Annotated in this window: 10 protein-coding genes, 1 pseudogene and 1 riboswitch; of the genes and pseudogenes, 8 read left to right on the top strand and 3 right to left on the bottom strand. The window is 72.3% G+C overall.

What is annotated here, in order from left to right:
• Positions 1-282: 282 nt before the first annotated feature.
• Together ABZ272_RS03420 and ABZ272_RS03415 are read right to left on the bottom strand one after the other, a co-directional pair.
• Positions 283-1995, bottom strand: coding sequence for a hypothetical protein (locus tag ABZ272_RS03420; protein WP_355048300.1), 1713 nt, complete (start codon positions 1993-1995; stop codon positions 283-285).
• A 112-nt stretch (positions 1996-2107) separates the two neighbouring features.
• Positions 2108-3661, bottom strand: a complete 1554-nt coding sequence (locus ABZ272_RS03415) for a C40 family peptidase (RefSeq protein ID WP_355048299.1) — start codon at positions 3659-3661, stop codon at positions 2108-2110.
• Between the two features lie 237 nt (positions 3662-3898).
• On the opposite strand from ABZ272_RS03415, the gene mqnE reads away from it, so the two are divergent.
• The 4 genes from mqnE to ABZ272_RS03395 all read left to right on the top strand — a co-directional run bounded on the left by mqnE (position 3899) and on the right by ABZ272_RS03395 (position 6434).
• A complete protein-coding gene (gene mqnE / locus ABZ272_RS03410) occupies positions 3899-5068 on the top strand; it encodes an aminofutalosine synthase MqnE (RefSeq protein ID WP_355048298.1) in 1170 nt (389 codons plus the stop codon).
• Positions 5069-5091: 23 nt separating this feature from the next.
• Complete coding sequence (locus tag ABZ272_RS03405) at positions 5092-5529, top strand: hypothetical protein (RefSeq protein ID WP_355048297.1); 438 nt, start codon at positions 5092-5094, stop codon at positions 5527-5529.
• A gap of 38 nt (positions 5530-5567) precedes the next feature.
• Complete coding sequence (locus ABZ272_RS03400; protein WP_355048296.1) at positions 5568-5882, top strand: DUF4229 domain-containing protein; 315 nt, start codon at positions 5568-5570, stop codon at positions 5880-5882.
• Between the two features lie 78 nt (positions 5883-5960).
• Positions 5961-6434: a hypothetical protein gene (locus tag ABZ272_RS03395; protein WP_355048295.1), complete on the top strand. Its 474-nt coding sequence runs from the start codon at positions 5961-5963 to the stop codon at positions 6432-6434.
• Positions 6435-6536: 102 nt separating this feature from the next.
• Here ABZ272_RS03395 and ABZ272_RS03390 read toward each other — a convergent pair whose 3' ends face one another.
• Positions 6537-7874 (bottom strand): C39 family peptidase, encoded by a 1338-nt coding sequence (locus ABZ272_RS03390; protein ID WP_355048294.1) that lies wholly within the window; start codon positions 7872-7874, stop codon positions 6537-6539.
• A gap of 212 nt (positions 7875-8086) precedes the next feature.
• Between ABZ272_RS03390 and ABZ272_RS03385 the strand changes: the two genes are divergently transcribed.
• The 4 genes and pseudogenes from ABZ272_RS03385 to ABZ272_RS03370 form a co-directional block, all read left to right on the top strand.
• Positions 8087-9967, top strand: coding sequence for a M14 family zinc carboxypeptidase (locus ABZ272_RS03385; RefSeq protein ID WP_355048293.1), 1881 nt, complete (start codon positions 8087-8089; stop codon positions 9965-9967).
• 87 nt (positions 9968-10054) lie between these two features.
• Positions 10055-10119, top strand: a riboswitch (cobalamin riboswitch).
• Between the two features lie 110 nt (positions 10120-10229).
• Complete coding sequence (locus tag ABZ272_RS03380; protein ID WP_355048292.1) at positions 10230-11159, top strand: ABC transporter substrate-binding protein; 930 nt, start codon at positions 10230-10232, stop codon at positions 11157-11159.
• 154 nt (positions 11160-11313) lie between these two features.
• Positions 11314-12348 (top strand): iron ABC transporter permease, encoded by a 1035-nt coding sequence (locus ABZ272_RS03375; RefSeq protein ID WP_355048767.1) that lies wholly within the window; start codon positions 11314-11316, stop codon positions 12346-12348.
• Positions 12345-13139: pseudogene (locus ABZ272_RS03370) on the top strand (ABC transporter ATP-binding protein); the annotation flags it as partial. The gene ABZ272_RS03375 and the pseudogene ABZ272_RS03370, both read left to right, overlap by 4 nt.
• Positions 13140-13182: the final 43 nt, after the last annotated feature.

Raw genomic sequence — 13182 nt, 5'->3', positions numbered from 1 at the left:
CGTCAGACGCCACAGGGGCGTCGACCGCCGCCGGGGCGGAATCGAAAACGGACGGAACGGTGCTGGGGTCAGCAGAGGTGGTCAACAAATGCCCTTCAAGCGGGGCGCATCTTCGCGATGGCCTGCCGCGGCTGTGCCGCCGGATCGCCCGCAAGATCGCCCATGGGCGCACATTGGGCGCGCCAGGTCAGTGATCCTGACCAGTGTACGGCGATTCGGCGGAGTCGCCAGCCGGTTGACCGACCGTAGTGGGCGGACTCACCCTCGCAGCCGTGTTGTCGATCAGCCGTTCAGCATGCCGCCCATCAGGCCGTCCAGGGCGTTGTTGGCGAGCAGGACGACCAGCACGCTGATCCCGATCAGGAGCCCCAACGCGGCGATCAGGACGATCACCACGCGGGTGTTCCGGGAGCGCTCGGCGGGGGTGTCCGACCAGCCCTGGGCGAGGATGTGCCCGGTCAGCGAGCCGGAATTCTCCACCGCCGCGTTCGCCGGTAGGGCGATCGTGGTGAAGCCCGGCCCGTCGCCGCTGGCGTAGACGGTGCCCGCCTGGTCGGCGCCGCCGGCACGGGCTCCGGTACGACCACCGGCCGTCGTGCTCCGCCGCTCGGGCCCGCCGTGCGGGGTGGTCGCCCGGTGGTCCGTACCGCCGGTCAGGGGGGTGGTGGTGGACGGCGGCCACGTCGGCAGCGCGGGCGCGGGAACCACCGGCGGGGCGGACCCGGGTGTTCCGGCCCAGGCGCTGCCCGGGGCGGGCGGCGCGGCGGTCCATCCGGAGAAGGTGGCCGGCGGCGCGGAGACCGACCCCGTGGCGGGCGCGCCCGGCATGCCGGGCGTCGCCGGTGGCGGCGGGAACGGGGGCGCCGGCATCGGGCCGGGCTGCGGCGGTGGCGCGGGGACCGGCGGGCCGGGCGGCGGCATCGGCGGCCCGGGGACGGGTGGCGTCGGCGGCCCCGGGACCGGCGGCACCGGCGAGGGTGGCGGTACGGGCGGTCCCGGAACCGGTGGCACCGGGTCCGGTCGGGGCGTGGGGAAGGGGCCCGGCGTCGGCGTCGGACCGGGCGGGTACGGCCCCGGGCTCGGTGCGGGCTCCGGCTCGCCCGGCCCCGGCGGTGTCGGTTCCGGGGCCGGACGCGCGGGTGGCTGCGCCGGCTCCGGGGGTTGCGCCGGCTCGGGCGGTTCGGGATTCACCGGTCCCGACCGGTAGACGGCGGACGTGCTCGCCCGGGTCTCCGGCGCGGCCTCGCCGCCGGCCGCGACCCGGCTGCTGCCGGGGACCGTGACGCTGGCCCGCGCCGGCGCCGGGCCGGTGGCCTGTGCCGGCGTCCGGCCGGTGGCGGGCGCTGGCGTCAGGCCCGGGGCGGTGGCCGGCGGCGGCGTCGGGCCCGGGGCGGTGGCACTGGTCGGCGCGGTGGCGCTGGCGGTCACCGACGCCGTCGCGCTGGCGCGCGCCGGGGCGGTCGACGCGTCGGCCGATGCCGGTGCGGGCGAGCTGTCCCGCTGTGCGGGCAGTGGGCTGGCAGAGCCGGTCGCCCGGTAGGTGGTCGCGGTGGCTGGAGCGCTCACCGGAAGATCATCGGGGCGGGAGTGGGTTGTCGCGACGCTGGCCCGCGCCCGCACCGGGGCGGCGGCCGGATCGGCGGCGGCGTTCTCCGACGGCTCGACGTCCGCCCCGCCGCCGTGCGTGGCGTCGTCCTCGACGGAGTCGCCTGCGGCGTCGTCCCCGGCAGTGGCGTCGTACGTGCCGACGGCCTTCCCGCCAGGCTCCGCGACCCCGTCGCCGGTGTCGCCGTCGAGCGTGGCGTTCCCGTCCCGCACCGCGGCGTCGACGGGCGCGGCGTCCCGGTCGGTGCTGCTCAGCGTGGCGCTCGGAGCACCGGCCGGCGAGCCGGTGTCGGCGTCGGTCGTCGGATCAGCGGTCGTCGGATCTGCGGTCGTCAGCCTCGCGGCCCGGCCGACGTCGACACTCTCCGCCGGATCTCTCTGCTCGGCCATCTCCGCCCTCCGCGCCACGCTCGCACCCGGCCCGTGACATCGGACCGGGTGTGCCTGGTTGTCACCGTGCCACAGATCGTCCCGGGCGGACAGCCGGAGCCCCGGTGGCGGATCAGCGTCCCGCGCTCGGGCTGTCGCTGGTCGTCCCGCTCCGGCTGGTGGACGGCGTGCTGGCGGCGGAGGCCGACGAGCTGGCCGGCGCCGTGGTGGGGGGCGGCGGCAGCGTCGTCGGCGTGTTGGTCGGGCTGTCCGTCGGGGTCGGCGAGGTGCCGCCGGTCGGCTTCGGCGTACCGGTCGGCGTGCCGGTGGGCTTCGGCGTACCCGTGCCGGTCGGCGGGGTCGGCGGCTTCGTGGTCGGCTTGCCGGTGGGCGTCGGCTTGGGGGTGGGCGTCGGCTTGGCGGTGGGCGTCGGTTTGGGGGTGGAAGGCGGCACCACTGGCGGAAGGGGCACGCTCGGGGTCGGCACCGCCCCGATCACCCGGGTAACGGCGTAGAGCCGGGACCAGTTGACCGTCGAGACCTTGACCACGTCGCCGGTCGTGGGCGCCTGCACCATCTTGCCGTTGCCGATGTACATGGTGACGTGGTGGATCGTGGTGTAGCTACTGCCGGAGGCGAAGAACATCAGGTCGCCGGGGAGCGCCTCGGTGGGGCGTACGGTGCGGGACCGGGTGGCGGCGTACTGGTCGCGGGAGACCCGGGGCAGATCGAAGTAGTCGGCGCCCGGGGACCGGTACGCGGCCCACATCAGCCCGGAACAGTCGAACTGGTCCGGCCCCTCCTCGGACCACTTGTACGGGTCACCGAGCTGGGCGAGCGCGTACCGGACGGCGGCCAGCGCCCGCGGGTGGGCGGACATGCCGCTGGTGCTCTGGCCCGCGACGTAGCCCGATCCGAACTGCTGCTCGGCGGCCTCCTGCTGTCGTTCGAGCAGGATCAGCTGGGCGGCGTTGTCCTTGCGGAGCTTGAGCAGGCTGGTCTCGGCGGTGCGCAGGGCGTTCTCGCCGGTGGCGAACTCCGCCTCGGCGGCGTCGACGGCCGCCTTGGCCGCGGAGTGTGCCTGGTAGGCGGTCTGTTCGCTGGCCCGGGCCCGCGCCAACTCGCCGGTCACGGCGGTGGTGGCGCCCTCGACCTTCTCGCCGCGGTTGATGCGCTGGAGCCGGCTCAGCCCCTGGATGTCGTCGACGAAGTCACCCGGCGGCAGGGCGGCGGCCGCCTTGACCGCGTCCGAGGCTGCGGAGTCGGCTGCCTGCTGGGCGCGGAGGACGGCGTCCTGCGTGGTCGCCAGCACCTTGCCGGCCGCGACGAGCTGCGCCTGCGCGTCGGTACGTTTCTGCCGGGTCAGCAGTAGCTGGTCGCCGAGCAGGCCGACCTGACTCTCGGCGGCGGCGATCTGGGCGGCCAGCGGGCCGTTGCCGAGGTTGACCGGGGGAGCCGGGATGCCGCCGACGGGCGGGCTGCCGGGCACCTGCGGGGCGCCGATGGCCGGCGGACGCGAGCCGGTGTCCGGCACGGTCGAGGGCACGGTGGGATCGGCGTACGCAGGGGTGGCCAGCACGGCGGCGGCGATCGCGCCGAGCAGGGCGGCCCAGAGCTTCGGCCGCAGCACCGGCGAGATCACCGGGCTCCGTCGTCGCTGCCGTCGCCCGCGCCCGCTGTCGACCATTCCGCTCCCCGTCCGGTGCTCGTCGTCGCGCTCGGTGGGCGCGACCGTCGGGACGGTACCAGTGTGTGAGTTCCGCCCCACCTTGTCTTACCGCACAGCGGCAACGATGTCGATGCGTCGGCAGGTTACGGGAGGCTGAGAGTCCGGTGAACCGGATCGCTGTGGCCGACCGTGCCGCCCGGCCCACCCGGACCCCGACGTACCCTCGGGAAAGACCGCAGGTGGAAGGGACGTGCCATGGACGCCGGACTCAAGCGTGAGCTCGAAGCGAAGGTGTACGCCGGTGAGCGGCTGACCCGCGAGGACGGCGTCGCCCTCTACGAGAGCGACGACCTGACCTGGTTGGGGCGGCTGGCGCACCACAAGCGCACCGAGCTGAACGGTGAGCGGGTGATGTTCAACGTCAACCGGCACCTCAACCTGACGAACGTCTGCTCGGCGTCCTGCGCGTACTGCTCGTTCCAGCGCAAGCCGGGCGAGAAGGACGCGTACACGATGCGCATCGACGAGGCGGTCCGCAAGGCCAAGGAGATGGAGGATGAGCAGCTCACCGAGCTGCACATCGTCAACGGCCTGCACCCGACGCTGCCGTGGCGCTACTACCCGAAGGTGCTGCGCGAGCTGAAGGCCGCGCTGCCGAACGTCAAGCTCAAGTGCTTCACCGCGACCGAGGTGCAGTGGTTCGAGAAGATCAGCGGCCTGAGCGCCGACGAGATCCTCGACGAGCTGATGGACGCCGGCCTGGAGTCGCTGACCGGCGGCGGCGCGGAGATCTTCGACTGGGAGGTCCGGCAGCACATCGTCGACCACGAGTGCCACTGGGAGGACTGGTCGCGCATCCACGCCCTGGCCCACTCGAAGGGCATGAAGACCCCGGCGACCATGCTCTACGGCCACATCGAGGAGCCCCGGCACCGCGTCGACCACGTGCTGCGCCTGCGGGAGTTGCAGGACGAGACCGGCGGTTTCGCGGTCTTCATCCCGCTGCGCTACCAGCACGACTTCGTCGACTCGGCGGACGGCAAGATCCGTAACCGGATCCAGGCGCGGACGACGATGGCGTCGCCGGCCGAGTCGCTGAAGACGTTCGCCGTGTCCCGGCTGCTGTTCGACAACGTGCCGCACCTGAAGAACTTCTGGGTGATGCACGGCCTGTCGGTGGCCCAGCTCTCGTTGAACTTCGGCGTGGACGACCTGGACGGCTCGGTGGTCGAATACAAGATCACCCACGACGCCGACTCGTACGGCACCCCGAACACCATGCACCGCGACGACCTGCTGCACCTGATCTGGGACGCCGGCTTCCAGCCGGTCGAGCGGGACACCCGCTACAACGTCGTCCGGGAGTACGACAGGGCGCCGTCGCTGGCCGAGCGCCGCGCCGAGCCGCAGCAGGTCTGGGCCTGAGACACCACGTACCCTCGCAGTCGATGACCGAGCAGCGCAGCGCCGAGCAGCAGGGCGGCTTTCCCCGACGAGACGCCGAGGGACGCGTCCGTACGCTGGGTGACCTGCTCGGGGTGTGCCTGGCCGGCCTGGTCATCGGTGTGCTGGCGCTCGTGCTGTTCGAGTGGGCGTTCGCCTCGTTCGGCGCGGCCGACTTCGGGCACACCAACGGTTGGCTCGCGGTGATCCTGCCGGCCTGGCTGTTCTGGGACGACTTCCGCGCCTGGGGGTTCGGGGCGGCCCGGGTGGTGGCGGCGCTCGTCGCGGCGGCGGTCGCGGTGTTCGTGGGGCTGCTGGTCGCCGGGCTGGGCGCGGGATTGGCGCCATTGCTGTCCGGCGCGTTGGCGGCGGCGGCGTTCACCGTGGCGTACGCGACGATCTGGTTTCCCGGCGTCCGTTGGCTGGCCCGCCGGACGGGCTGAGTGACCCGCCCACCGGGCGCGGAGAAGGAGTACATGAGGTGAGCGCGGCGCTCAAGTACACGCTGGGCCGGATCGGGCTGTTCGTCGCCGTACTGGCGGCCCTCTGGCTGGTCGACGTGGACATCTTCCTGAAGCTGATCCTGGCGCTGGCGTTCTCCGCCGCGCTCTCCTTCTTCCTGCTGCGCGGCTGGCGCGACGAGATGGCCCACGAGATGGCCGAGGCCACGGCCCGTCGCAAGGCGGAGAAGGAACGCCTCCGCGCGGCCCTGGCCGGCGAGGACCAGCAGTCCGGCGATGACCAGCAGTCCGGCGAGGACGAGCAGTCCGACGAGGGTGAGCGGCGGCAGCCGTAGGGCCTGCGGACGCGCGCCGCGCGGGACCCGTCGAAACGGGGCAGCGGCAGCGGCTGCCTGCCGTTAGTGTCTGCCGCCGTGGAAATCTTCAACAAGATCAACGACTGGCGGGCCAAGCTCTTCGTCTGGATCGGCCTGCCTGTCATCGCCGGCATTGGTCTGCTGCTGGGCGCTGGTGACCTCGGACCGGCCTGGCAGGCCAAGGGCGGTGGCGGCACCACGGGCACCTTCACGGCCGTCTCCGAGGAGTGCTCCCGCCGAAGCTGCACCTGGCACGGCGACTTCGTTGCCGACGACGGTGCCAAGCGGGCGGATGTGATCCTCTACGACGCCCCGGACACCCTGTCGACGGGCGAGACCGCCCCGGCACTGGACAGCGGCGCGCGCAAGGGCGTCTTCGCCGCCGCCGGGGGTTCCACCTGGCTGCTCGTCACCGCACTCACCCTTGCCGGGCTGGTGGCCGCCGTCGCCTGGGTGCTCTTCCTCACCCACACCGTGCGCCGCCGCCGCGCCCAGAACGAAGCCCTCCCCGAGCCGGTCGACCGCACCTGACAAGCGTGATCAAGAGGTTTGCGTCACCAGAGTGGCATCCAGTGACGCAAACCTCTTGATCAACCGGGTTCCCTGGGTGGGGTGGGGTGGAGTGGGTGGGGGTTACCAGTTGGTGGAGCCGGGGACCTTGGGCCAGGGCTTGGACTCGGGCTTGATGAGGTAGGCGACGCCGCCGGAGCCGCCGGAGACTCCGCCGCTGGCGTTGGTGCGCTTGGTACGCAGCCAGATCTGCTCGAACTGGGTGCGCTTGTAGACGTTGCGGACGACGTCGTTGCTGGACGAGGCCGGGTCGTTGACGATCACGTCGCCGTCGGCGGTGAAGCCGACCACCACGAAGAGGTGCCCGGAGGTGCCGTAGTTCGCCCCGTCCAGCTCGCTGGCCAGGAAGGACTGGCTGGTCACGACGGGGATGCCGGCGGCGATGAAACGCTCCAGCTCGTCCAGTGAGTGCAGCCGGGTGACCCGCCCCTCCAGGCCGGGGAAGCTGGCCGCGTACGCGGTGTTGAACGGCCAGTTGCCCGCGCCGTCGTACGCGTAGTCGAAGGTCATCCGGGCGGCGTGGTTGACGGTCGGGTCGGGGTAGGTCGGGTCCACCCAGGACGTGTCGGCGGCCGAGGGCCTGCGCCCCCAGTACTCGACGACCATCTCCGTGGAGGTGGGTGAGCACCAAGCTTCGCCACCGCCGTCGTACTCGGGGTAGTGCCCCTTGTGGACGTTCTGCGAGTAGCGCGGCACCGGCAGCTCGACGCCCCAGGAGATGTGCCCGGCGCTCGGCGGCACGGTGAACCGGTCCGGCACGGCGGAGCTCATCGCGCCGAGCATCCGTACCACCGGGGCGGCGGTCTGCCCGGGCGTCCGGTAGAGGGTCAGCCGCAGCTGGTACGACCGCAGCAGCACCCCGGCGTCGGCGTCGTCGATGCTGAAGGTGTCGGTCCAGACCGTCGACCAGGGATCGCCCTGCCCGTCGACGCTGGTCCGCTTGATATCGGTGTCGCCGGAGGCCCAGCGACCCAGGACGTACCAGGGGGTCTGGTCGCCGTTGGTGTAGCCGCCCTGCATCTCCACCTGGATCCAGGTGCCGGTGGGGGTCTCCGCGTTCCAGGAGGCGATCAGTTCGGTGGCGTCGAACCCGATCCGGGTCACGGGCGAGGTCCAGGTGCCGTACTCCCAGGTGCGGGTGACGCCGGTGTGCGGGTCGGCGTACTCCGTGGTGCCGGTCGGGCGGGCCAGGGTGACGCCGGCGCGCGGGCCGGGCACGACGCGGGTGCCGGCCTGGCTGCCACGGTGCCAGTCGGCGGGCCCGGACCAGTCCTGGAAGGTGATCTGCTCGTCGTGGGCGGGTGCGGGTGGCCGGGCCGCCGCGGCGGGGGCCGCGGTGGCGAGCAGGGTGAGCGCGCTGACGCCGGCGAGGGCGGCCGCGTGCAGGCGGGAGGGGGCCATGGGTGCTCCGCGGTGTCGAGTGGGGGCATCGTCGCTGGTCAGTTTTCCGCTTGGAAGGAAGTTTCGCCAGATGTTCAGCGGCAGAAAATCATTGCCGCAGCGATGGTCAACCTGGGATGGATTTCGCGGCGATCGATATTGAGATGACCATGTGACTGATGGTGAAGTGTGCATCACCGAGCGGGATCTTCCGCCCTTCGAGGAGGTAGTCCATGGCCCTCCGCCCACCTCACTCTCTCCGCCGCGTCCTGGTGCTCGCCGTCGTCACCGGACTGGGAATCGTCACCGTCGCCGCCGGACCGGTCGCCGCCAAGCCGGCGCCGGACCGCACCACCGAGTCGACCGCCGCCGCCGGCTACCGGGTGCTCGGGCCCCGGACCTTCGCCGACCGCAACGCGGTGGCCCGCACCGGGGCCGCCATCGACTACTCCGAGCACGGCGTCCTGCACGTCTCGGCCACCGCCGCCGAGGCCGCCGCGATCGGCCGGCTCGGCTTCCGGCTGGAACCGCTCGCCCCGCCACCGAGCGCCGAACGCGGCGCGGGCGAGGTGGGCACGCTGGCGTTCCCGCCCGCCGACTCCAACTACCACGACTACGCGGAACTGACCGCCGTCGTGAACCAGGCCGTCGCCGACCACCCGGCCATCGCTCGCAAGATCAGCATTGGTACGTCGTACGAGGGCCGCGACCTGATGGCCGTGAAGATCTCCGACAACGTCGGCACCGACGAGGACGAGCCGGAGATCCTGTTCAACGCCCAGCAGCACGCCCGTGAGCACCTGACCGTCGAGATGGCGATCTACCTGCTCAACCTCTTCACCGACAGCTACGGCAGCGACTCCCGGATCACGAACATCGTCAACAGCCGGGAGATCTGGATCGTGCCGACGGTCAACCCGGACGGCAGCGAGTACGACATCGCCACCGGGTCGTACCGGTCCTGGCGCAAGAACCGCCAGCCGAACAGCGGCTCGTCGAACGTCGGCACCGACCTGAACCGCAACTGGTCCTACCAGTGGGGCTGCTGCGGTGGGTCGTCCGGCACCACCTCGTCGGAGACGTACCGCGGGCCGTCGGCGTTCTCCGCGCCGGAGACGCAGGCGCTGCGCAACTTCGTGAACAGTCGCGTTGTCGGTGGCGTCCAGCAGATCAAGGCGAACATCGACTTCCACACGTACTCGCAGCTGGTGCTCTGGCCGTACGGCTACACCACGGCGAACACCGCCACCGGGATGAGCGCGGACCAGTACAACACGTTCGCCACCATCGGCCAGCAGATGGCGGCCACCAACAGCTACACGCCGGAGCAGTCCAGCGACCTGTACATCGCCGACGGCACCAGCATCGACTGGATGTGGGCCACCCACGGCATCTGGGCGTACACCTTCGAGATGTACCCGGGCTCCGCCAGCGGTGGCGGCTTCTACCCGCCCGACGAGGTGATCCCCGCGCAGACCACCCGTAACCGCGAGGCCGTACTCATGCTCAGCGAGTACGCCGACTGCCCGTACCGGGCCATCGGCAAGCAGTCGCAGTACTGCGGTGGCGGTGGGGGCACCACGGTCTGGTCGGACACCTTCGAGACCGCCACCGGCTGGACGATCAACCCGTCCGGCACCGACACCGCGACCCTCGGGGCGTGGGAGCGGGGTGCCGCCCAGGCGACCACCTCGTCCGGGGCGAAGCAGCTCACCCCGTACGCCGGCTCCAACGACCTGGTCACCGGCCGGCTCGCCGGATCGGCGGCCGGTGACTACGACGTCGACGGCGGCGTGACCAGCGCCCGGTCCCCGGCGGTGACCCTGCCGTCGTCCGGCACGCTGACCCTCTCGCTGGCCTGGTACCTGGCGCACGGCTCGAACGCCTCGTCGGCCGACTACCTGCGGGTGAGCGTGGTGCACAACGGCGGCACGACGGCGCTGCTCACCCAGTCCGGCGCGGCCACCAACCGGAACGGGAGCTGGGCCGTGGCGAACCTCAACCTGAGTCCGTACGCCGGGCAGTCCGTCCGCATCCTCGTCGAGGCGGCGGACGCCTCCGGCGCGAGCCTGGTGGAGGCGGCTGTGGACAACGTCACCATCACGGCCTCCTGAGCGGGTGGGGCCCCGTACCGCCCCTGCGGGGCCCCACCACCTGCCGCTGAGCCTGCGCTACCGTCTTAGCGACCACTCCGCAGCGAAGCCGGTGTGAAACCGGCGCTGTCCCGCAACTGTGATGCCCCGCCCGACGGCGGGGACGAGCCAGGTCGCCTGCGGAGGGGTCGCGACACGCGCTCTCGAGGAAGGGCGCCTCGTGGGCGGGGGTACGGAAGTCCTGTCGGCGAAGCACCACACTCCTCGACCGACAGGAGGCCCCATGTTCAGACGTACCCCTCGGCTCTTCGCCGCGACCCTCGCGGTCGCCGCGCTCGCCCTCGGCGCGTGCGCGGAGAAGACCGACGACAAGCCGGCCGCCGGCACCGCGGCCGCCAGCTACCCGGTGACGGTCGGCTCGCTCACGCTCGACAAGCGTCCCGAGAAGATCGTTTCGCTGTCGCCCAGCGCCACCGAGATGCTCTTCGCGATCGGCGCCGGCTCGCAGGTGAGCGCCGTCGACGACCAGTCCAACTACCCGGCTGAGGCGCCCAAGAGCGACCTGTCCGGCTTCCAGCCGAACGCCGAGGCGATCGTCGGCAAGAACCCCGACCTGGTGGTGCTCTCCAACGACACCAACAAGATCGTCGACCAGCTCGGCAAGCTGAAGATCCCGGTGTACCTGACCCCGGCGGCGACCACGCTCGACGACTCGTACCAGCAGATCACCGACCTGGGCACCCTGACCGGGCACGCCGACCAGGCCGCCGACGTCGCCAAGCGGATGAAGGACGACATCGCCAAGCTGGTCAAGGACCTGCCGCAGCGCGCCGAGAAGCTCACCTACTACCACGAGCTGGGCCCGGAGCTGTACAGCGCGACCAGCAAGACGTTCATCGGCTCGATCTACAGCCTCGTCGGCCTGACCAACATCGCCGACCCGGCCGACGCCGACGGCAAGAACGGCGGCTACCCGCAGCTGTCGCAGGAGGTCATCGTCAAGGCCGACCCGGACTTCGTCTTCCTGGCCGACTCCAAGTGCTGCCAGCAGAACGGCGACTCGGTCAAGGCCCGCAGCGGCTGGGCCGGGCTCACCGCCGTCAAGAACAACCAGGTCGTCACGTTGGACGACGACATCGCGTCCCGCTGGGGCCCGCGCGTCGTGGACCTGCTGCGGACGATCATCGACGCGGTCGCCAAGGTGCCCGCGTGACCGTCGTCCGTCGGTGATCGGAACGCCACCGGTGGCCACCCCGACACCCGAGAACCCGCCGGCCGGGACGCGATCCGCGCCCCGGCCCGGCGGGCGCTTCCGGGCTGCTCGTCAGCCCGGTGGACCAACCTCGGCGGCGTCCCGGCCCGCCGGGCTGCGTGCGCGCTGGCTGGTCATCGGTGTCCTCGCGGTGCTCGTCGCGCTCATCGCCGGGGTGTCGCTCGGACCGGTCAGCCTGCCACCGGGCAGCGTCGCCGCCGAGCTGCTCAACCTGATCCCGGGCGTGCACCTCGACAGTGGACTGAACGAGCGGGAAATCGCCATCGTCACCGAACTGCGGCTGCCCCGGGTCGTGCTGGGCCTGCTCGTCGGCGGGCTGCTCGCCCTCGCCGGTGGCTGCTACCAGGGAGTCTTCCGCAACCCGCTGGCCGACCCGTACCTGCTCGGGGTGGCCGCCGGCGCGGGTCTCGCGGTCACCGCGGTGATCGCCCTCGGCGGCGTCGGTCGGCAGGGCGCGATCTCCGGGCTGCCGCTGACCATCCCGCTGGCCGCGTTCGTCGGCTCGCTGCTCGCCGTCACGATGACCTACCTGCTCGGCGCGGCCGGCGGGCGGAGCCGATCACCGGCGATGCTGATCCTGGCCGGGGTCGCAGTCTCGGCGTTCCTCTCCGCCGGGCAGACGTACCTGCTCCAGCGCCACGCCGACAGCATTCAACCGGTCTACTCCTGGCTGCTCGGACGGCTGGCCACGGCGGGCTGGCACGACGTGCTGCTGGTGCTGCCGTACGCCGCGGTGACCACGGTCGTGGTGCTGCTGCACCGCCGCGAGCTGGACGTCCTCGCGCTCGGCGACGACGAGGCGACCAGCCTCGGCCTGCACCCGCAGCGCTCCCGGTACCTGCTGATCGCCGCCGCGTCCCTGGGCACCGCCGCGGCGGTCTCGGCGACCGGCCTCATCGGCTTCGTCGGCATCATCGTGCCGCACACCGTCCGGCTGCTCGCCGGGTCGAGCTACCGGGTGATCCTGCCACTGTCGCTGCTGTTCGGCGCCGCGTTCCTGGCCCTGACCGACGTGGTCGCCCGGACCGCCGCCGCCCCGGCCGAGGTGCCCATCGGGGTGGTCACCGCCCTGCTCGGCGGCCCGTTCTTCGTCCTCGTGCTGCGGACCGCCCGCCGGGTGCTCACGTGACTCCGGGGGCGCCTGCCGTCGAGGTCCGCGCGCTGCACGTCAGCCTGGACGGCACGCCGATCCTCACCGGCGTCGACCTCACCGTCGCCGTCGGCGAGTGGGTCACCGTGATCGGTCCGAACGGCGCCGGCAAGTCGACCCTGTTGCGCGCCGTCGGCGGCCTGCTGCCCGCGCCGGACGCCATCTCCCTCTTCGGTACGCCGAGCGGCGCGCTGCACCGCCGCCAACGGGCCCGGGTGGTGGCGACGGTGACGCAGTCCCCGGTCGTACCGCCCGGCATGTCGGTCCTGGACTACGTGCTGCTCGGGCGCACCCCGTACATCCCGCCGCTCGGTCGGGAGTCGGCCGCCGACGTGACCGCCGTCCACGACGTGCTGGACCGCCTGGACCTCGGCGGCTTCCACCGCCGCGAGCTGGCCACCCTGTCCGGGGGCGAGCGACAGCGCGTCTTCCTGGCCCGGGCGCTCGCCCAGGGCGCGACGCTGCTGCTGCTCGACGAGCCGACCAGCGCGTTGGACATCGGCCATCAGCAGGAGGTCCTGGAACTGGTCGACCAGTTGCGCCGGGCGCACGGCCTGACGGTGCTCGCCACCATGCACGACCTCTCCCTCGCCGGCGAGTACGCCGACCGGATGGTCATGCTCGCCGAGGGTCGGGTGGCGGCGACCGGTACGCCGCACGAGGTGCTGACCGAACACCTCCTCGCCACCCACTACCGGGCGAGCGTCCGGGTGCTGCCCGGCACCAACGGCCCCCTGGTGGTCCCCGTCCGCCCCCAACGCGTTGCCCCCACCGAGCGCGTTGCCCCCACCGAGCGCGTTGCTCCCACCGAGC

Source organism: Micromonospora sp. NPDC005979, from assembly GCF_040614415.1.
Lineage (GTDB): Bacteria > Actinomycetota > Actinomycetes > Mycobacteriales > Micromonosporaceae > Micromonospora.
The sequence above is the reverse complement of the archived record's forward strand: the minus strand, read 5'-3'. Positions and strand labels throughout refer to the sequence as shown.

Bases quoted from the DNA above. Each gene is read 5' to 3' on its own strand.
- ABZ272_RS03420 (WP_355048300.1), bottom strand. From the start codon at position 1,995: ATGGCCGAGCAGAGAGATCCGGCGGAGAGTGTCGACGTCGGCCGGGCC.
- ABZ272_RS03415 (WP_355048299.1), bottom strand. From the start codon at position 3,661: ATGGTCGACAGCGGGCGCGGGCGACGGCAGCGACGACGGAGCCCGGTG.
- mqnE (WP_355048298.1), top strand. From the start codon at position 3,899: ATGGACGCCGGACTCAAGCGTGAGCTCGAAGCGAAGGTGTACGCCGGT.
- ABZ272_RS03405 (WP_355048297.1), top strand. From the start codon at position 5,092: ATGACCGAGCAGCGCAGCGCCGAGCAGCAGGGCGGCTTTCCCCGACGA.
- ABZ272_RS03390 (WP_355048294.1), bottom strand. From the start codon at position 7,874: ATGGCCCCCTCCCGCCTGCACGCGGCCGCCCTCGCCGGCGTCAGCGCG.
- ABZ272_RS03385 (WP_355048293.1), top strand. From the start codon at position 8,087: ATGGCCCTCCGCCCACCTCACTCTCTCCGCCGCGTCCTGGTGCTCGCC.
- ABZ272_RS03380 (WP_355048292.1), top strand. From the start codon at position 10,230: ATGTTCAGACGTACCCCTCGGCTCTTCGCCGCGACCCTCGCGGTCGCC.